Genomic DNA, 19,814 nt, shown 5'->3' on the forward strand with positions numbered 1-19,814 from the left:
ACCGCCGCATCTTGATGGAGGTCAAGGGATTGTGGCGCGCACCGCCGCTAGACTTCCTTCGTCGACCATCGGAGGAGGAGATCGATATGACCGGAACAATGAAAGCCGCCGTCGTGCGCGAGTTCGGCAAGCCGCTCGTGATCGAGGAATTGCCGATACCGCAGCCGGGACCGGGGCAGGTCCTCATCAAATACGAGGCCACGGGCGTGTGCCACACCGACCTGCACGCTGCAAAGGGCGACTGGCCGGTGAGGCCCAATCCGCCCTTCATTCCCGGCCACGAAGGGGTCGGCTACGTCGCCAAGCTCGGCGCCGGCGTGACGCGGCTGAAGGAGGGCGATCGGGTCGGGGTGCCATGGCTGCATACCGCCTGCGGCTGCTGCACGCCATGCCGCACCGGCTGGGAGACGCTGTGCGGCAGCCAGCAGAACACCGGCTATTCGGTCGACGGCACCTTCGCCCAATACGGCCTGGCGGATCCGGATTTCGTCGGCACGCTGCCCGCCAAGCTGGAGTTCGGCCCGGCCGCGCCGGTACTTTGCGCCGGCGTCACCGTCTACAAGGGCCTGAAGGAGACGGAGGTGAGACCCGGCGAATGGGTGCTCGTCTCCGGCATCGGCGGACTCGGCCACATGGCCGTGCAATATGCCAAGGCCATGGGCATGCATGTCGCCGCGGCCGACATCTTCCCCGACAAGCTGGCGCTCGCCGAGAAGCTCGGCGCCGACCTTGTCGTCGATGCAAAGGCGGCGGACGCTATCGAGGAGGTGCAAAAGCGGACCGGCGGTGTCCACGGGGCGCTTGTCACGGCGGTCTCGCCAAAGGCGATGGAGCAGGCCTACCGTATGCTGCGTTCGAAGGGCACCATGGCCCTCGTCGGTTTGCCGCCGAGCCAGATCTGCCTGCCCGTCTTCGACACGGTGCTGAAGCGCATCACGGTGCGCGGCTCGATCGTCGGCACCCGCCAGGATCTGGAGGAGGCGTTGGAATTTGCCGGCGAGGGCAAGGTCGGGGCTCACTTCTCCTGGGACAAGATCGAAAACATCAACGCCATCTTCGAGCGCATGGAAGAAGGCAAGATCGACGGTCGCATCGTTCTCGATCTGAACTGAAAGGCTCTGGATCACGACAAGTAACGCAGTTTTGACGCGTGCCTGCCGCCCGCTGACCTATCCTGTCGGCGGGCGGTGCGGCCATCGCCGCGCCGCCTTCGGAAAACGCCGAAGGAGAGCGTCATGAACAAGCCTGTGATCACTCAGGCAATGATCGATGCCTATGACGAATACACGCATCTGACCCTGGATCGCCGCCGCTTCATGGAGAGGCTGACGGCGCTCGCCGGCACGGCGGCGGCCGCCGCGGCAATCGCCCCTTTGCTCGCCGCCAACAGCGCCAAGGCCGAAATGGTCGCCGCGACGGACGAACGGATCAAGGGGGAGGACATCACCTATCCGGGTGCCGACGGCGAGATGAAGGGCTATCTGGTCAAGCCCGCCAATGCATCCGGCAAGCTTCCGGCGGTGATCGTCATCCACGAGAACCGCGGCCTCAATCCGCATATCAAGGACGTCGCGCGTCGCGTCGCGCTCGACGGATTCGTCGCCCTCGCTCCCGATTTCCTGTCGCCCGATGGCGGCACGCCTGAAGACGAGGACAAGGCGCGCGAGATGATCAGCGCGCTCGACGCCGGTGAAACCAACGCCAATGCGGTCGCCACCGTCGCCTTCCTCAAGGGTCATGCGGAAAGCACCGGCAATGTCGGCGCGATCGGCTTTTGCTGGGGTGGCGGCATGGTCAATCGTCTTGCGGTCAATTCTCCCGATCTGAAGGCCGGCGTCGCCTATTACGGCTCCCAGCCGAAGGCCGAGGACGTGCCGAAGATCAAGGCCGCCATGCTGCTCCACTATGCGGGGCTCGACGAGCGCATCAATGCCGGCATCGATGCTTACCGCAAGGCACTGACGGAGAACGGCAAGGACGCCACGATCTATGTCTATGACGGCGTCAACCATGCCTTCAACAACGATACTTCGGCCGCCCGCTACGACAAGGCGGCAGCCGAACTCGCCTGGGGACGGACCGTCGAGTTCCTGAAGACAAAACTTGCCTGACGGACGACGAATAGCGGCAGAGGGACCACTATGCGCGATCCTACCGCTCGGCCCCCTTTAGGATCGAGCGGGCACAATCGACGATCGCTTCGCCCAGCGCCTCCATATCGCGCCGGCGCGGATTGCTGCGGCGCCAGATGAGCCCGATCTCGCGTGCCGGCCCGGGCTCGGCAAAGGGCACGATGCGGATGGCGTTGCGCGCCGCCTCGCTCGGGATGGCGATCTCCGGAATGAGCGTCATGCCCATGCCGTTCGCGACCATCTGCAGAAGTGTCGCCATGGAGGTGGCGCCGAAGCTCATCAGCTGCCGCTTGCCGGCGCTGTTGCAGACGGCCAGCGCCTGATCGCGCAGGCAATGGCCTTCTTCGAGCAGGAGCAGTTGCGAGATATCGACCTGCGCCTCGGTCAGCGGCGACATCAGCACCTTCCGGTCGTTGTCTGCGACCGCCATGAAGAAGCGGTCCGAAAACAGCGGGCGCGCGGCGATGCCGTCTGCATCGATCGGCAACGCGGCGACGACCGCGTCGAGCCGGCCGTCACCGAGGTCGGCGATCAGCCTGTCGGTCAGCGATTCCTTGAGCTCGATCTCGATCGCCGCATATCGCGCCCGAAGATATGGGATGAGCTGCGGCACCAGATAGGGGGCCAGCGTCGGGATGACCCCAAGGCGGACGCGTCCGTCGAGCGTCCCGGAATTGGCACGGGCGCTTTCCTCGAGCCGGTCGACATCGGCGAGGATGGCCCGGACCCGCGTCAGCACGTCCTCGCCCTTGGCGGTCAGGAACACGCCGCCGCGGCTCCTTTCGACGAGCTTGACGCCGAGATGCTCTTCCATCTCCATGATCTGCGCCGAAAGGGCCGGCTGGCTGACATGGGCGAGCTCTGCGGCGCGGCCGAAATGGCGGGCGGTCGCGAGAGCATCGAAATAGCGCATCTGTCGAAGCGTGAGCATGATAGGAAACGCTTATTGATAATGCGAATGGAATGCAACCGGAGACTATCGCGCAGGCCGGCGCTGCGACCGGTCAAGCCTCGATCAGCGGAGCCGCGGAAAGCTGCCGCAAAGGGCGAAGGCCACGCTCTGGGAAGAGGCGTGACCTTCGTCGTTCTGCCTGTAACGGGCTTACCAGCCCGGCAACATATGGCTCTGCCTGAGACGCGGATAGCGCGGAAAGCCCTTGATATCGTTGTCGAGGTCGTCGTTGACGGCGATCGGCGTGATGTTGTCGAGGCAGGCGGTGATGTGGTTGGTGATGGCGTTCGACAGCGACGGCGAAAGGCCGGGGCGCTTCATGATGCCGATCTGCACGGGTGCGAGCGCCGGGAACCCGTCCGCAAGCGTCAGTACCTTCATGCCAGGACGCAACGCCGACTCCGGCAAGACCGAGACGGCCATACCGGCGAGCACGGCGGCGGCGACGACCGTCGACGACCAGCTTGTAAACAGGATCTGATACTCGCGGCCCGTCGCATCCAGCGCGGCACAGGCCGCCTGCCGCCACAGACAGTCGCGGCGTCCGACGGCGAGCGGGATCGGCGCGTTTTCCGGAAGCGGATGGTTGATCGAACTGACCCAGCAGAGCGGCTCGGTTCTGACCACGTCGGATGCCCGCACCCGCGGATTGTGGGTGACGAGCGCGATGTCGAGGTCGCCCTTGGCCATCTTCTCGGCGAGATCGGCCGAAGGCTCGCAGACGATGTAGAGCTCGACATTCGGATGCGTCTTCGCGAATCGGACGATGATCTCGGGCATGTAGCGGTCGGCATAGTCGTCGGGCGTGCCGATCCGGAGCGTGCCTTCGAGCCTGTTGTCGTCGAAGGAGGCGATCGCCTCATTGTTGAGGCGGAGCATCCTGCGGGCGAAATTCAACAGCCTGTCGCCCTCGACCGTCAACCGATTGCCGCGCCCGTCCTTGATGAACAACGGCTTGCCGATCCGCTCCTCCAGCCGGCGCATCTGCATCGACACGGCCGACTGAGTCTTGAAGACGCGATCGGCCGCCTTGGTGAAGCTGCCCGTATCGGCGATGGCGACGAAGGTTTGCAACTGATCGATATCGAGCGGTGCGGACATGGCCGAATACCCATAAAATTGTTTGATGGATATCATTAGAAACATTCGTTGGACTGATCAATAAGGATTTGCGATTCATAGCGTGCAAATCACGTCAATCCCTCGGCGACCACACCGCCGATCAACCAAACCTTACCCGCTTGCCCCCTGCGTATACCTCCCCGCAGGGGCGGGTTTCTTCGTGCCTGAAAAAGGAGTTCCGCCATGCGCACGACCCAACACGCCCTCGATCTCGACCTCGCTGCAGGCAAGCCGTCGCTTGCGTCCCGCACGGCAGGTGTCATCGGCGTGCTGACGGCTGTCTGGCGCCTGTACCGAAGCCGCTGCCAGATTGCGCGTCTCCACGATCTCGACGATCGGCAACTGCTCGACATGGGGTTGAAACGCGAAGACCTGCACGAGGCCATGACCTCGTCCTTCTTCGAGAACCCGGGCAGCTTCCTGACGCGCGCATCGCGAAACCGGGCGAACCACTTCTACAGGGGTGTCCGCCACGATTGATGATCCCCATGGCGCGTCCCCCGCCTGGATGCGTCATTTGCGGCATGATCCGGCGAAAGCTTGCCGCCATTGCACGGATCATGCCGCGAATTTCCAGTTACGGTGACGCTTATCACCAATCCGTTCCCCGCAGGGTATGAGCCAATAGACCCTGCTGCTTGCCCGGTACATGCCAAGACATGTACCGGGGTTTTTTGTGATTCCTTGAAGACCGCCGCGTAGTAGCGAGAACGGCCCTCATCCGGCCTGCCGGCCACCTTCTCCCCGCAAGCGGGGCGAAGGGACATGCCGCGCCGCCTCAGTCCCCTCTCCCCGCTGGCGGGGAGAGGGCCAGTCCTCGGGTTAAACCCGAGGAGAGGGGCAATCGCCGCGCTAACCCTTGCCGCCGGAACCACTCTTGTAGCTCTCAAACAGCGCGTCGATGTTCTTCTGATATTCCTTCTGCATCCCCAGGCCGGTGTCGAACATGTTGTTCATCATCTGGGAGAACTGCGCGAAGGCGGGGTTTTCCTGAGGCGGCTTCTCGGTCGCCGCACTGCTGCCGCGCATCATGTCCTGGTAGGCCTTGAAGAAGGGATTGCCGGCGAAAAAATCAGGCGTTTTCGGTGTCTCCTGGCTCCTGCCCGCACCGAAGAATCCCTGCATCGCCTGGGTGAAGGGATTCTCGAACGGGTTGGGCGCAGGCTCGGGCTTCTTGGCGAGACCGGTCGCCTCCATCCATTGCCGCATCAGCGTCATCATCGGATTGCTGGCGAGCGCTTCGTTCACCTGGTTGGTGGTCTCCTTGAAGAGGCCGCCCATCAGCGTGCTCGCCATCACCGGCAGCATCTGCTTGTAGACTTCCTGGCCGATGCCGGTCATCTGTGCCGCCTGTGCCGCGACCGCCCTCGACATCTCCTTCGAGCCGAACAACTGACCGAGGATATCGTTGCCGTCAGACACGCCCTCAGGCGTGAAGGCCTGCCTCATATCCTCGAAATATTTCACGTAATTGCCGGTCGAGAGGGCCGTCAGCAGCGCACCGAAGTCATAGGGATTGGCGGTGTTGCGCTTGAAGCCCGTGGAAAAGGCCGGCATCAGCGCCGCTGTCGCCTTCGCCATCTGGTCCTGGGCCAGGCCGAACTGCTTTGCCATCAGCTCGATCGCCTGGCCATTCTGCGCTTGTGCGAACATGTCAAAAAGCGGTGCCATGGCGATTCCTTCCCGGGCGAGTGACGCATGTCATTGCACTATAACGGGAATCGAAAGGCTGGAAACCGCTTTTTGCTCGGGCGTGAACGCGTTCCGCGCCTCAGTATTGGTATTCCGTAAACACCGGGTCGACGGACCGGTTCCAGCGGCCGTCGTAGAGGGCCAGCAGATCCTCGGCGAGCGTCGCCTTCTTCGCCAGAACTTCGCCGAGCGGTTCCAGGAACTGGCTCTCGTCGATACCATCGCCGTTCAGACGGTTGCGCCGTTTCAACCCGGCGCGTGAAATCGCCAGCACCTCGCGGGCGATGTCGAACAGCGAGGTTGTCCTGAACTTCGCGGCCAGCCCCTCGGCGGGAACTGCGTCCCGGAGTGCTTGGACCTCGTCGTAGCTCCAGTCGCGGGTCAACGTCTCGGCATCCGCCAACGCCTGGTCGTCGTAGAGCAGGCCGACCCAGAAGGCGGGCAGCGCGCAGATCCGCCGCCACGGTCCGCCGTCGGCGCCGCGCATCTCAAGGAAGCGCTTCAGCCGGACGTCGGGGAAGAGAGTCGAGAGATGATTGGTCCAGTCGCCCATGTTGGGCTGCCATTCGGCGATCTCTCCCTTCAGCGCCCCGTTCATGAACTGGCGGAAGGTGACATGGGTGCAGTCATGATAATGGCCGTCGCGCACGACGAAATACATCGGCACGTCGAGCGCCCATTCGACGTAGTCGGCAAAGCCGAAGTCCGGCCTGAAGGAGGCCGGCAGGAGACCCGCGCGTCGGTTGTCGGTGTCGCGCCAGATCTCTCCCCGCCACGAGAGCAGGCCGTTCGGCTTGCCGTCGGTGAAAGGCGAGCTGGCGAAGAGGGCAGTGGCGAGCGATTGCAGTTTCATCGATACCTGCATCTTGCGCCGCATGTCCTCCTCGGAGGAGAAGTCGAGATTCACCTGGATCGTGCACGTGCGGTACATCATGTCGAGGCCGTGAGTCCCGACCTTCGGCATGTAGCGCGACATGATCGCGTAGCGCGATTTCGGCATGCGCGGCGTTTCTTCGAAGGTCCATTTCGGGCTGCCGCCGATGCCGAGGAAGCGGATGCCGAGCGGCTCGGCGATCTCGCGGAGCACGGCCAGGTGCTGGTTCGATTCCTTGCAGGTCTGATGCAGGTTCTCGAGCGGCGCTCCGGAAAGCTCGAACTGGCCGCCGGGCTCCAGCGAGATCGCGCCGTTGCCGTCCCGTTCGGCCAGGCCGATGATATTGCCCTCGTCGACGATCGGCTCCCAGCCATTCCGCTCGGCCATGCCTTTCAAGAGCGCCTGGATGCTGGCTTCGCCGAAATAGGGAACGGGGCTGTTGTCGGCTTTGAAGAAGGCGAATTTCTCGTGCTCCGTCCCGATCCGGAACCTCTCTTTCGGCTTCGATCCGGACGCGAGGTAGGCGGTCAGTTCGGCAACGGAGGTGACCGGCGTCTGGTCGGTGGTGTCTCGGGCCATATTCGTCTTCTTCACATGTGCGGGGTCCCGCCAGCAGCAGGATTGGATGGAGGGTGCTTGAACCGTAATCAAGTGCGGTGCAAGTCAATTTCTTTCAAGATGCCGTCAAAAAAACTCCGCGCAAAGCCCCTCCAGCGCCGCGCTTCCTGTCAGACGCGGCACGGCCGCCTGCCCGATCGACGGCTCACCGCCAGTCGCCGAGCGTTGCCTGAATGAGTGCCAGCGCGGCCACCGCCGCCGTATCGGCGCGCAGGATGCGTGGACCGAGCGGGACTGCGGTGACGAAATCGAGGCTGTGCAAGAGCACCCGCTCGGCTTCCGAGAAGCCTCCTTCCGGGCCGATCAGCAGGGCGAGGCGGCGCTCGCTGATCCCGCCGAGGATCGGCAGCGGATTCTGGCTCTCATTGCCCTCGTCGCAGAAGATGATGCGCCGCTCGCGCGGCCAGTTCGCCAGCAGTTCTTCGAGTTTTCGGGGCGTCTCCACCGAGGGAATGCCGAGAACCCCGCATTGCTCCGCGGCCTCGGTGACATTGGCGCGCAGGCGGTCGAGATTGCCGAGCTTGCCTTGCACATGCTGGGTCATCACCGGCTGCAGCACGCCGGCGCCCATCTCGACGGCCTTCTGAACGAGGTAGTCGAGCCGCCCAGTCTTGAGCGGGGCAAACAGATAGACGAGGTCTGAGGGAGCCGGCTGCGGACGGGTCTGCTCGACTGCCGTGAGCACCAGCTGCTTTCGGGAAGGAAGAGACAATTCCGCACGCCATTCGCCGTCTCGTCCATTGAAGACCAGGATCGACGAACCCTCGCCGAAGCGCAGCACGTTGATGAGATAGTTGAACTGATCCTTCGTCGCCTCGTGCCTTGCCCCGGCGTGAAGCGGGCTTTCGACGAACAATCGCTGCATGCGGAAATTGGCGCGCATTCGGTCACTCTCACAGAAACAGGCCGGCAAGCAGCCGGTAGACGAGCGCCGAGAGCAGCGCCGAGGCAGGAAGCGTGATCACCCAGGCGGCGACGATCGTCAGGAAATAGGAGCGGCGCACCAGCCGGCGGCGGCGTACCTCGGCGAAATTCGTTTCGATGGCCTCGCCCATGAAGCCGGTTTGGCCGGTCCTCCGCCGGATATACTCCAGCCGTCGCCGCGAATGGCGTATGTACCATTCGCGGAAAAAACCGACGCCGAAGACGGCACCGACCGCCGTGTGCGTGGAACTGATCGGCAGCCCCAGCGCCGATGCCAGGAGGACGGTGACCGCCGTCGCCAGCGCCACGCAGAAGGCGCGCATCGGATTGAGGCGGGTGATTTCCTCGCCGACGACGCGGATCAGGATCGGCCCGTAGAGAAGCAGGCCCATCGAGATGCCGAGAGCGCCGATGAGCAGCACCCAGAAGGGTGCCTCCGACCGCGCCGTCGAAATCGTGCCGTTCACGGCCGAGACGATCGCCGACAGCGGTCCGATGGCGTTCGACACGTCATTGGCGCCGTGCGCGAAGGAGAGCAGCGCGGCGGAGAAGATGAGCGGCAGGCGGAACAGCTTGCGAAGCGACTGGTTGCGGTTTTCGAGTCCCGCCGATTGGCGATGAATCCACGGCTTGCACAGCCCGTAGCACGCAATGCCGGCAAGGGTGCCGATGAGAAGGCCCGTCCCCAGCGAAATCACCTGCAGATGGACGAGCGCGGAGACCGCCACATAGGCGGTGAAAGAGCCTGCCGTGACGCCGAGCACGATCGGCATCCAGTAGCGCGCCGCCGCGATCTTGTCGTTGCGGTAGATGACGAATTCCTTGAGAAATGCCAGGAACAGGGCGGCAATCGCGCCGCCGAGCAGGGGAGAGACCGACCAGCTCGCGGTGATCCCGGCGATCGCCCACCATTTGACGCTGGCGAAGCCCTCGGCCGCCATGCCGGCGCCGATGATGCCGCCGACGATGGAGTGGGTTGTCGAGACCGGGGCGCGCGCGTATGTGGCGATGTTGATCCAGACGGCCGAAGACAAGAGCGCCGCCATCATCACCCAGACGAGAACGTCGAGGCTGACCAGTTGCGCGCCGTCGACGATGCCGGCCTCGATGGTAAGCGTCACCTTTCGCCCGGCAATCACGGCTCCGGCAATTTCGAAGACGGCGGCAATGCCAAGCGCCGTCGCCATCGTCATGGCCTTGGCGCCGACCGCGGCTCCGACATTGTTGGTGACGTCGTTTGCGCCGATGTTCATCGCCATGTAGGCGGCAATTGCGGCCCCCGCCACGACGATGGCCATGCCGGACGCGCCCGTGAAATAGCTGGCTGCGAATGCCATGCTGAGGATCAGAAAGAGCAGGCCGAGGCCCGGGGCGGCAAGCCCGCGCATCACATGTTGCGACGCTTCCTCGGCACGGCTGACCTTGTCGAGATCCTTGTCGATCGTCAGCTTTTCGAGGCGCAGTCGCGGCTTGGACACAAATATTTCTCCATTGTCATATTCGCCAGTAGCGGTCCGCGACGGCGTATTCAAGCGCTGTTGGATGGTAGGCGGGAAGGCGGGCCTAGTGGGTCTACAGCGCCGCGCGTCTTATCAGACGCGCAAAGGTCGCTGTAGCACCTTGAATTGCTGCATGTTTCCCTAAATCGGCTACGATTTAGGGAAACATGCAGTAGGCCACCAACGACCGTCAGCCTTCGGAGGCCGCGGGCTCCGGCGGCTGGGCGGCGGCCATTCGCTTGCCGAAACCGAGGATCAGTTCTTTCAGCGAAGGCTCGGCGACACGCCGGGCGGCCTCCGCGTAGTCGACCCACTCGAGCTTTCGCTCGCCCTTCTCGGGAAAATTTTTGCAGAGATTGTCAACTTCGAGGGCGTGGACCTGAACTTTGCAGGGAATCTTCAACCCGTGGTCCATGCGCTTCTGATAGACATAGGAGCCGATCGCAGCCTTCTGCGCCTTGCCTTTCACGCCGGCCTCTTCATAGGCCTCGCGTTCGGCGACCTCATGGGCCCACTTTCCCTGCATCGGCCATCCCTTGGGAATGACCCAGCGGCCCGTGTCACGGCTGGTGAGCAGGAGGATTTCCGGAGACACCGTTTTCTTGCGGATGCGGTAGCACAGCGCGGCATATTGCATGCGCGCCGGTCGACGCATCATCAAATGCACGTCAGAAGCTAGCCGGTGCAAGAAGTTCAAGGGAATCGATACTCCTGTATGCGAATCATATTCAGAAATCAGTCATTCGAAATTATGGCGCGTCTTCCTTGCGTGTAAATGACGCCAGCCGATCAATAACTGATAAGAAGCGTTGCGGTTCCGTGAGCGGAACACTGTTGTGGAATACATGTAGTGCTTCCCCACCAGGCTTGCCAGGAAGCGACATCGTCGGCCGTATTCAGCGGCTGGATCACGAACCTCCGGGCGAGGGTGCGGCCAGAGATGCCCCGCTCTATGAACCGGCGCGGTCGCGCTGCTTGAGGCGCAGTCGCGCGATGCGGGCCCACTCGCCGCTGCGCTCCGCATCGCGCGCCGCGGCGGCGACGAAGTCGATATGGCTTTGTGCGGCCGCCTTGGCGGTCGTGGGGTCGCGCGCCATGATGGCGGCATAGATCGCCTCGTGCTGGGCAAGCAGCCGGTCGCGTGCGCCCGGTGCGCCGAAGACCGAGCTGCGATGAAAAAAGATGCCCTGGGTCAGGAGCCGGTAGCAGGCCCTCAGCGTGTGCAGCAGAATGATGTTGTGGGCGCTTTCGCCGATCGCATTGTGCAATTCGACGTCCGCTTCGAGCTCGTCGTCGAAATTGCCGCTGCGGTGTGCCTCGCGCATCCGCTCGATGACGCGGGTGAGGAGATCGCGGTCGAAGTCGGTGGCGCGTGTCGCGGCGAGTTCCGCCGTCAGCCCTTCGAGCTCGCGCCGGTATTCGAGGTAATCCTGTGTCGCCTTGTGGTGACGGCCGATGAGCTCGATCAGTGGTTTCGAGAAGATCTGGCCGACGACGTCGGCGACGAAGGTGCCGCCTCCGTGGCGGCTTTCGAGCAATCCCCGGGTTTCCAGTTCCTTCAACGCCTCGCGCAGGATCGGTCGCGACACGTCGAGCCTTTTCGAGAGATCCCGCTCGCCCGGCAGCCGGTCTCCGTCGCGCAGCACGCCCTCCAGAATCAGCAGCTCGATCTGCTGGACAACCTCGTCCGCCGTGCGGCTGTGGCTGATGCGCGCATAGAGATCGCCCTGGTCTTCGGTCACTACCCATCTCCCACCGACGGAAAGCGTAACGGCTCTTGCTGTTTCCATCATCGGCGGCAATCTAGCAGGACCGATCAAGTGGTCAAATCGATTGTCCACTTGCCGATGTGCGGCTGATAAAAGTCAAGCTGCGTCAATGCGTCCTGTTCATTTTGCGCCGCTGGTTGATAAGAAAACGATGATGAACGCGTGAGGGGGATGAAGCGCTTCATGGCGAAGGCAAGTTTTGGATTTCCTGCAGCGCCCTTGCGCGCCCAGGTACTCGGAGAAATTCACTCCCGGCCCTATGCGCTGGTAACGACGCCGCGCGTCATCTTTCAGCTCGCCTTCATTACCGAAGGCGGTTCGATCGTTGACCATGCGGTGCTTTCGGAATTGTCCCGCTCGCGCGGCATCGCGCCGCCCAGTCGCGATGCCAACCACCACGCCATGGCGTGGGGGCAGGGGACGTTGCGCTGGGAGCGGCACACCGAATTTTCCACCTATTTCTGGGACGCGCCGGCGCCGGAACAGTTCGGCGGCGAGGTGCCGATCCATCCTTTCGGCGACGGATTCTCTCCGCCGGGTCTGCTGATTTCCGGTATCCGCCTTGAAATCCGTCCGGATACGCCGGAAGCCCGCGAGGCGATCAAGGCCTTCGATCCGACGAGTCTCTGTTACAGCGAGACCAAGAACGGCCAGGCCGTGCTGCTGACCGACTTCCGGCAGAACGGCGACGGTCTCACCCAGATCCTCATCCTCGACCGGGGCATGACGGAGGCCGGCACGGGTGCGCTGGTCCAGCGTCTGCTCGACATCGAGACCTACCGGACGCTCGCCATGCTCGGTCTGCCGCTGGCGCAGTCGCTGTCGCCGGAAATCCGCCGGACCGAGGATGGCCTGACCGGCGTCACCCAACGCATGAAGGAGAATGTCCGCGAGGAAGCGGACGAAATGCTGGCGGAGATCACCCGGCTCGCCGCCGAGCTTGAGGCCGGTGCTGCGCTCAGCCTCTATCGCTTCGGCGCGAGCCGCGCCTATTACGGCATCGTCCAGGAGCGCATCCGAACACTCTCCGAAACACCGGTGCCCGGGTACGAGACGATCGGAACCTTCCTCGAACGCAGGCTGGCGCCGGCGCTGCGCACCTGCCAGTCGGTCGAGGAGCGGCAGGCCAATCTGTCGCGCAAGCTCTCCCGTGCAACGGCGCTGCTCAGAAGCTGGATCGATGTCGAACTCGAACGGCAGAACAGCGCGCTGCTCAATTCGATGGACCGCCGTGCGAAACTGCAATTGCGCCTGCAGCAGACCGTCGAGGGTCTCTCCGTCGCGGCGATCTCCTATTACGTCATCGGCCTGTTCGGTTATCTCGCCAAAGCGGTAAGCCACGAGCTTCCGGTCGATCCCGGCGTGCTGACCGGCCTTGCCGTGCCCTTTGCGGTCGTTGGCGTCTGGCTGGTCGTTCGCCGCATTCGCCGCCACCACGAGGAAAGTGCGCATAAATAGAGATGGCGGATCCCTGCCGGCAATCACTGCTCCCAATAGGGGACGGGGCCATAGAGGGCTGAGAGATAATCGACGAAGAGCCGGACCTTGGCGGGAAGGAACTGCCGGCTCGGATAGACGGCCGAGAGCGTCAGCCTTTGTGATCCTTCCCATTCCGGCAGCACCTGTACCAGGTGCCCGTCGCGCAGTTCCGCACTGACGTCCCAGGTCGAGCGGAGCGCGATCCCCGCTCCGGCGATCACTGCGGCGCGGATGATCTCCGACGAATTGGTGACGAGCGGGCCGTCCGGACGGTAAGCCAAGGACCCGCCCGGACCTTCCAGCTTCCAGCTTTCGTTGTTGTGGGCCGGCAGGCAGATGTGTTCGGCGAGGTCGCCGATCTCCTTGGGAGCACCGTGCCGGGAAATGTAGTCGGGTGATGCGCAGAGCAAGCGGCGGACCGGCGCGAGCTTGCGGGCGACCAGACTCGAATCGGTAAGCTCGCCGATCCGGACGGCCAGGTCGAAGCCATCGGCGACAATGTCGCTGAACTCGTCGCTGAGGACGATATGGAGCTTCAGGTCGGGGTGATCCTTCATGAAGCCGGTCAGGTGCGGCGCGATATGCATGCGGCCGAAGGAGGTGGGTGCCGTGATGCGCAACGTCCCCTGGGCCTGCGACGACCGGCCCGCGGCATAGGCCTCCGCCTCCTCGATACCGGCGAGGACGCCCAGGACGCGGTCGTAGAAGCCCTGTCCGGCCTCCGTCAGGGAGACCTGGCGTGTCGTGCGCTGCAGAAGACGCGTGCCGAGCCTCTCCTCGAGCCGCTTGACGCGCTTGGAGATTACCGCCGCGGAAAGGCCGAGGGCGCGGCCCGCCGCCGACATGCTACCGGTGGAAACCACGCGCGCGAACACTTCGAGATCCCCAAGATTCGTCATCAATCCTGACCATTGTTTCCGAGAAGGAAAAGATAAATAGCAGCTGGCGAGTGCCCCTACCAGTGTATCCGGCTTTCACAAAGCGGATGAAATGCTCTAGATTCAAATGACAAAGCTGATGATTCTGAGAGATTGCGGCGAAGGATGCGGACGGTACAGCCTGTAGCATTTCAAAGTGCTACGGCGACCTTAGATCACGATGATTTTAGGTCGGATCGACCTAAAATCACGAACGTGATCGATTCTAATGGGTTAGAGCGGGATGCGGGCGGAAAACCGCACACACTTTTCCTCATCCCGCTCTAGCGCGTCCGATTGGACGCGCGGCGCTATAATCCTCGTGTTTTGTTGGAGGAGTTCATGCCGGAGACGATCGGATTCCTGAAACCCAGGCAGGCCGTCCTCGACCGCCGGCCGGAGATCATTGCCGACCTCGCCGACCTCCTGCCGGAGGGTTGCCTGATCAGCGACGAACGCGGGCTGAAGCCCTTCGAGACGGACGCATTTCTCGCCTATCGCCGCCTGCCGCTCGCCGTTGTGCTCCCGGAGACGACCGAGCAGGTCTCCGCGGTCCTCAAATATTGCAGTCGCTACGGCATCCCGGTCGTGCCGCGCGGGGCCGGCACGTCGCTCTCCGGCGGCGCCATCCCGCAGGAAGACGCGATCGTCATCGGTCTCTCGAAGATGTCGCGCATTCTCGATGTCGATCTCTTCAACCGGACGGCGACGGTCCAGGCGGGGGTCACCAATCTCAACATTTCCGACGCGGTGAGCGCCGACGGCTTCTTCTACGCCCCCGATCCGAGCTCCCAGCTCGCCTGCACGATCGGCGGCAACATCGGCATGAATTCCGGCGGCGCCCACTGCCTGAAATACGGCGTCACGACCAACAACCTCCTGGGCGTCAAGATGGTGCTCTTCGACGGCACGGTGATCGAGCTCGGCGGCAAGGCGCTGGATTCGTCCGGCTACGATCTGCTCGGCCTCGTCTGCGGCTCGGAAGGCCAGCTCGGCATCGTCACCGAGGCGACGGTGCGGCTGATCGCCAAGCCGGAAGGGGCGCGCCCCGTATTGTTCGGCTTCGCCTCGTCGGTCGCGGCCGGTTCCTGCGTCGCCGATATCATCGGGTCGGGCATCATCCCAGTGGCGATCGAGTTCATGGACAAGCCGGCGATCGAGATCTGCGAGGCCTTTGCCCATGCCGGCTATCCGCTCGACGTTGAGGCGCTGCTGATTGTCGAGGTCGAGGGGTCGGAGGCGGAGATGGACACGATGCTTGAGAGCATCATCGCGATCGCCCGCCGTCACGGCGTCATGACGATCAAGGAATCGCAGTCGGCGCTCGAGGCGGCGCTGATCTGGAAAGGCCGGAAATCCGCCTTCGGTGCCACCGGGCGGGTCGCCGACTATATTTGCATGGACGGCACGGTGCCGCTCAGCCAGCTCTCCCATGTGTTGCGTCGGACCGGCGAGATCGTCGCGAGCTACGGGCTCCGCGTCGCCAACGTCTTCCATGCCGGCGACGGCAATATGCATCCGCTGATCCTCTACAACATCAACGATCCGGAGGATGCGGCCCGCGCTGAAGCGGCCGGCAACGACATCCTGAAGCTCTGCGTCGATGCGGGCGGCTGCCTGACGGGCGAGCACGGTGTCGGCATCGAAAAGCGGGATCTGATGCGGCATCAGTACAACAAGGCCGACCTCGACCAGCAGATGGCCGTGCGCGCCGCCTTCGATCCGCAATGGCTTTTGAACCCGTCGAAGGTATTTCCGCTCGAAGGACGGCCTGCGGCATGATCGTCCATTTCGAACCGGCAAGCGAAGAAGGGATCGCCTCGGTGGTGCGCTCCGCGGCGGCCGAGCGAGTCACGCTTGCCATCGTCGGCGGGGGGACGCGCTCTGGTCTCGGGAATCCGGTGCGGGCCGACCGAACGCTTTCGACGCGGCGCCTCGCCGGCATCGTCGCCTACCATCCGGCGGAGATGACCATGAGCGCGCTTGCCGGGACACCGCTTGCCGAGGTGGAAGCGGCCCTCGCCGCCAACGGCCAGATGCTGTCATTCGAGCCCATGGATCACCGTCCGATCTTCGGAACGACGGGCGAGCCGACGATCGGCGGGGTTTTCGCGGCGAATGTCTCCGGGCCTCGCCGCTATGTTGCCGGAGCCGCCCGCGACAACCTGCTCGGCGTGCGTTTCGTCAATGGCCGCGGCGAACTGATCAAGGCTGGCGGTCGTGTCATGAAGAACGTCACCGGGCTCGATCTCGTCAAGCTGATGGCGGGCTCCTACGGGACGCTCGGAATTCTGACGGAAGTTACATTCAAGGTGTTGCCAGTTCCGCCGGCTGCCGCGACCGTTGTCGTCTCGGGTCTCAACGATGCGGAGGCCGCGGCGGTGATGGCCGAGGCGATGGCCCAGCCGGTGGAGGTATCGGGCGCGGCGCATCTGCCGGAAAGCGTGCGGGGCCGCTTCATCGACGGCGCGCTGCCGGAAGGGGCGGCGACCGTGTTGAGGCTCGAAGGCTTGGCGGCGTCGGTCGAGATGCGTGCCGAAAAGCTCGTCGCGGCGCTGTCGCGCTTCGGTTCGCGCTCGCAACTGGACGCCGGGCAGGCCAAGGCCCTCTGGGCCGAGATCCGCAACGTGAAGCCTTATGCCGATGGCACTGCGAGACCCTTGTGGCGTGTCTCGGTCGCCCCGTCCGCGGGTCATCAGCTCGTTGCAGCGCTGCGTCTTCAGACGGGCGTGGATGCATTCTACGATTGGCAGGGCGGTCTTGTCTGGCTTCGCATGGAGGCGGAAGCCGAGGCTGAACTCGTACGGCGCTATGTTGGCGCCTTGGGCGGAGGCCATGCGACGCTTGTGCGCGCCGACGGCGAAGCGCGGGCCCGAGCCCCGGCCTTCGAGCCGCAGGCTCCGGCCGTGGCGCAACTGAGCGAACGCGTGCGTGCCACCCTCGATCCGGCGCGCATCTTCAACCCGGGGCGGTTGGCGGCAGTCGCCTGATTGGACCGAGCGCCGGCGCAATTCGTGCAGACTGCATGTTTCCTTAGATCGTGCCCGATTTGAGGACAAAAACATGCAGCAAATCAAAGTGCTACGGCGACCTTTGCGCGTCTGATAAGACGCGCGGCGCTGTAGGCGAAAGGAGAATCCGATGCCCGATCCTGGTCCGCAGACGCCGCTTTCCCGCGACACCGATCGCTGGCTGGAGCCGGGCAAGGTCAACATCCAGATCATCTACCTGCTCTATCTCGTCGGCTTCGCGATCGGCGTCACGGTACTGGTCGGCATCGTGCTCGCCTATCTCAACCGGGACAAAGCCGAGCCGTGGGCGAGGACCCACTACACCTGGGCGATCCGCACCTTCTGGATCGCGTTGCTGTTCGCGGTCGTCTCGGCGCTTCTGTCCGTATTGCTCATTGGTGTGCTCGGCTTCATAGCGACGGCGGTCTGGATCGTCGTGCGCTGTGTCATCGGGCTTCAGAAGGCGGCTCGCGAGGAGCCGATCACCGACCCCGAAAGCTGGCTCGTTTAGAGCGCTGCAGGCCCGCCCCGGCAAGAAGGCGTGCCATGAAAATTGAGAGTGGAGTATCCGGTTGCAGACAAATTTCTCTAGAGAGCAACTCGCCGACCCGCATGTCGCAGAATCGGAAAAGATCCTGCGCAAATGCGTCCATTGCGGCTTCTGCACGGCCACCTGTCCGACCTATGTTCTGCTTGGCGACGAGCTCGACAGTCCGCGCGGGCGGATCTACCTCATCAAGGACATGCTGGAAAACGGGCGTGCGGCCGATGCCGAAACCGTCACGCATATCGACCGATGTCTCTCCTGCCTTTCCTGCATGACCACCTGCCCGTCGGGCGTCGATTACATGCATCTGGTCGATCATGCCCGTGTCCACATCGAGAAGACCTACAAGCGACCGCTCAAGGACCGTTTTGCCCGCTCCGTCATCGCCGCGACCTTGCCCTATCCTTCGCGCTTCCGGCTGGCGCTCCGGGCGGCGAGGCTTGCGCGGCCCTTGGCGGGCCTGCTGAAGCGGGTTGCCTGGCTCAGGACCTTCGGCGTCATGCTCGACCTCGCACCCCGCGCGATGCCCACGGCGTCGGATGGGGCGAGGGCAGCCGTTTACGCCGCCAAGGGCACACCACGCGGCCGTGTCGCGCTGCTTACCGGATGCGCGCAGCCGGTATTGAGGCCGGAGATCAACGAGGCAACCGTCCGGCTGCTCACCGGGCAGGGCGTAGAGGTCGTCGTTTCAGCGGGCGAGGGCTGCTGCGGCGCGCTGGTCCATCACATGGGGCGCGAGGAGCAGGCGCTGGATGCCGCCCGGCGCAACGTCGATGTCTGGCTGAAGGCTGCCGACGAGGATGGTCTCGACGCGATCGTCATCACCGCGTCCGGCTGCGGCACGACGATCAAGGATTATGGCCACATGCTGCGGCTGGATCCGGCCTATGCCGAGAAGGCGGCGAAGGTTTCCGCACTTGCCAAGGACATAACCGAATATCTGGCGGGACTGGACCTGCCCGAGCAGGGCGCGCGCGGCATGACCGTCGCCTATCACTCCGCCTGCTCGATGCAGCACGGGCAGAAGATCACCCTGGCGCCGAAGCAGCTTCTGAAGCGCGCGGGCTTTGCGGTTCGCGAACCGGCCGAAGGCCATCTCTGTTGCGGCTCGGCAGGAACCTACAACATCCTGCAGCCGGAGATATCGGCGAAGCTGAAAGCGCGAAAAGTCCGCAACATCGAGGCGACAAAGCCGAACGTGATCGCCACAGGCAATATCGGCTGCATCACCCAAATTGCCGGCGGCACGAATATTCCGATCCTGCATACCGTCGAACTGCTCGACTGGGCCTATGGTGGGCCGAAACCGGCGGGGCTGTGAGGGGGGCGTTTGGCCCTCTCCTCGGGGTAAACCCGAGGAGAGGGGCAATTTCTCGACTTCGTCAGCCGCCGAAGATCTGGCGGAAGATATCGACGCCACGATCGTCGTAGCTGACGTCGCCCTGCTTGTTGCCGGGGCCGATCACGATCACCTTGGTGCCGATCGGTGCCCGCTCATAGAGGTGCTCGACGTCCTCGTTCATCATCCGGATGCAGCCGGATGACATGTTCTGGCCGATGGTCCAGGGCTGGTTCGTCCCATGGATGCGGAAGATCGTGTCGCGGCCGCCCTTGTAGAGATAGAGGGCGCGGGCGCCGAGCGGATTGTCGATGCCGCCCTCCTGGGTGATCGGCAGGATGCGCCCCTTTTCCTTTTCGCGCTGGCGCATCTCCGCCGGCGGCGTCCACGCCGGCCACTCGGCCTTGCGGCCGACCTTGACGACACCGGACCAGCCGAAGCCCTCGCGGCCGACGCCGATTCCGTAGCGCGTCGCGCGGTTCGGGCCGTCGATGTAGTAGAGATATTTGTTGTTGGTATCGACAATCACGGTGCCAGGCGCCTCGTCCGTGCGGAACCTTACCTTGGTGCGCCAAAATCTCTGCGGTGGCTTTTTCGGCTGGGCGGCCAGCACGACATCGGAGCGCTTGACCTTCGCGCCGACAATGTCGGCCGGCGTGAAGGCAGACGCGTTTGCGGCAGCCAGGAATGCAGCGGCCGCGACGGTAAGCGCAGCCAACCTGGTGGCATGAAGTCTCATGTATGATTCCCTCTGAACCCTCGTTGCGGGCAAGCTATGTGTTTTAACCGCAAGTGCAAGCCCGTGATACATCCCATCGAACAAGGCAAGGGGCGGACATTGTATCACAGGGAACGGCTGTTGCTTTTCGATCACGATCGGGTGCAAGCAAAAGGAAACTTGCCTGGGAAGTATTCTACTGGGTGTTTCCTCAGATCGTA

The 19,814-nt window shown here is 63.6% G+C and carries 18 protein-coding genes; 8 read left to right on the top strand and 10 right to left on the bottom strand.

Translation table 11 applies throughout. The features are described from left to right. The first annotated feature begins 86 nt into the window (after positions 1-86). Both adhP and NGR_RS13270 read left to right on the top strand, forming a co-directional pair. On the top strand, positions 87-1,112 hold the full coding sequence (gene adhP / locus NGR_RS13265) for an alcohol dehydrogenase AdhP (RefSeq protein WP_164924179.1): 1,026 nt from the start codon (positions 87-89) through the stop codon (positions 1,110-1,112). 123 nt (positions 1,113-1,235) lie between these two features. After that, complete coding sequence (locus NGR_RS13270; RefSeq protein WP_012706961.1) at positions 1,236-2,111, top strand: dienelactone hydrolase family protein; 876 nt, start codon at positions 1,236-1,238, stop codon at positions 2,109-2,111. A 40-nt stretch (positions 2,112-2,151) separates the two neighbouring features. Here NGR_RS13270 and oxyR read toward each other — a convergent pair whose 3' ends face one another. Both oxyR and NGR_RS13280 read right to left on the bottom strand, forming a co-directional pair. Next, positions 2,152-3,063, bottom strand: coding sequence for a hydrogen peroxide-inducible genes activator OxyR (gene oxyR / locus NGR_RS13275; RefSeq protein ID WP_012706962.1), 912 nt, complete (start codon positions 3,061-3,063; stop codon positions 2,152-2,154). Positions 3,064-3,234: 171 nt separating this feature from the next. Continuing rightward, the gene (locus tag NGR_RS13280; protein WP_012706963.1) at positions 3,235-4,185 is read right to left on the bottom strand and encodes a LysR substrate-binding domain-containing protein; all 951 of its coding nucleotides are present in this window, start codon (positions 4,183-4,185) and stop codon (positions 3,235-3,237) included. A 204-nt stretch (positions 4,186-4,389) separates the two neighbouring features. Between NGR_RS13280 and NGR_RS13285 the strand changes: the two genes are divergently transcribed. Further along, positions 4,390-4,686: a DUF1127 domain-containing protein gene (locus NGR_RS13285; protein WP_012706964.1), complete on the top strand. Its 297-nt coding sequence runs from the start codon at positions 4,390-4,392 to the stop codon at positions 4,684-4,686. 372 nt (positions 4,687-5,058) lie between these two features. On the opposite strand, the gene NGR_RS13290 is transcribed toward NGR_RS13285, so the two are convergent. The 6 genes from NGR_RS13290 to NGR_RS13315 all read right to left on the bottom strand — a co-directional run bounded on the left by NGR_RS13290 (position 5,059) and on the right by NGR_RS13315 (position 11,555). Further along, a complete protein-coding gene (locus NGR_RS13290; protein WP_012706965.1) occupies positions 5,059-5,877 on the bottom strand; it encodes a DUF937 domain-containing protein in 819 nt (272 codons plus the stop codon). A 100-nt stretch (positions 5,878-5,977) separates the two neighbouring features. After that, complete coding sequence (locus tag NGR_RS13295) at positions 5,978-7,351, bottom strand: glutamate--cysteine ligase (protein ID WP_012706966.1); 1,374 nt, start codon at positions 7,349-7,351, stop codon at positions 5,978-5,980. 184 nt (positions 7,352-7,535) lie between these two features. Beyond that, complete coding sequence (locus tag NGR_RS13300) at positions 7,536-8,273, bottom strand: 16S rRNA (uracil(1498)-N(3))-methyltransferase (protein ID WP_012706967.1); 738 nt, start codon at positions 8,271-8,273, stop codon at positions 7,536-7,538. A 10-nt stretch (positions 8,274-8,283) separates the two neighbouring features. Then, positions 8,284-9,792: an inorganic phosphate transporter gene (locus NGR_RS13305; protein ID WP_012706968.1), complete on the bottom strand. Its 1,509-nt coding sequence runs from the start codon at positions 9,790-9,792 to the stop codon at positions 8,284-8,286. Between the two features lie 211 nt (positions 9,793-10,003). Then, positions 10,004-10,510 carry an NUDIX hydrolase gene (locus NGR_RS13310; protein ID WP_012706969.1) on the bottom strand — a complete coding sequence of 169 codons (507 nt, stop codon included), beginning with the start codon at positions 10,508-10,510 and terminating at the stop codon, positions 10,004-10,006. 253 nt (positions 10,511-10,763) lie between these two features. Then, the gene (locus NGR_RS13315) at positions 10,764-11,555 is read right to left on the bottom strand and encodes a FadR/GntR family transcriptional regulator (RefSeq protein ID WP_012706970.1); all 792 of its coding nucleotides are present in this window, start codon (positions 11,553-11,555) and stop codon (positions 10,764-10,766) included. A gap of 210 nt (positions 11,556-11,765) precedes the next feature. Between NGR_RS13315 and NGR_RS13320 the strand changes: the two genes are divergently transcribed. Then, positions 11,766-13,040, top strand: a complete 1,275-nt coding sequence (locus NGR_RS13320; protein ID WP_012706971.1) for a DUF3422 family protein — start codon at positions 11,766-11,768, stop codon at positions 13,038-13,040. 23 nt (positions 13,041-13,063) lie between these two features. On the opposite strand, the gene NGR_RS13325 is transcribed toward NGR_RS13320, so the two are convergent. Further along, a complete protein-coding gene (locus tag NGR_RS13325; RefSeq protein WP_012706972.1) occupies positions 13,064-13,960 on the bottom strand; it encodes a LysR family transcriptional regulator in 897 nt (298 codons plus the stop codon). Between the two features lie 360 nt (positions 13,961-14,320). Here NGR_RS13325 and NGR_RS13330 point away from each other — a divergent pair, with 360 nt between their 5' ends. The 4 genes from NGR_RS13330 (at position 14,321) to glcF (ending at position 18,857) form a co-directional block, all read left to right on the top strand. Next, entirely contained in the window at positions 14,321-15,760 is a 1,440-nt protein-coding gene (locus NGR_RS13330; protein ID WP_012706973.1) for an FAD-binding oxidoreductase, read from the top strand. Further along, positions 15,757-16,968, top strand: coding sequence for a glycolate oxidase subunit GlcE (gene glcE / locus NGR_RS13335; protein ID WP_012706974.1), 1,212 nt, complete (start codon positions 15,757-15,759; stop codon positions 16,966-16,968). Before NGR_RS13330 ends, glcE begins: the two co-directional genes overlap by 4 nt. Before the next feature lie 151 nt (positions 16,969-17,119). After that, positions 17,120-17,500 (top strand): DUF4870 family protein, encoded by a 381-nt coding sequence (locus NGR_RS13340; RefSeq protein ID WP_012706975.1) that lies wholly within the window; start codon positions 17,120-17,122, stop codon positions 17,498-17,500. Between the two features lie 61 nt (positions 17,501-17,561). Then, entirely contained in the window at positions 17,562-18,857 is a 1,296-nt protein-coding gene (gene glcF, locus NGR_RS13345) for a glycolate oxidase subunit GlcF (RefSeq protein WP_012706976.1), read from the top strand. Positions 18,858-18,918: 61 nt separating this feature from the next. Here glcF and NGR_RS13350 read toward each other — a convergent pair whose 3' ends face one another. After that, positions 18,919-19,614 (bottom strand): L,D-transpeptidase, encoded by a 696-nt coding sequence (locus NGR_RS13350; protein WP_012706977.1) that lies wholly within the window; start codon positions 19,612-19,614, stop codon positions 18,919-18,921. Positions 19,615-19,814: the final 200 nt, after the last annotated feature.

It is taken from the genome of Sinorhizobium fredii NGR234 (assembly GCF_000018545.1).
GTDB classification, from domain to species: domain Bacteria; phylum Pseudomonadota; class Alphaproteobacteria; order Rhizobiales; family Rhizobiaceae; genus Sinorhizobium; species Sinorhizobium fredii_A.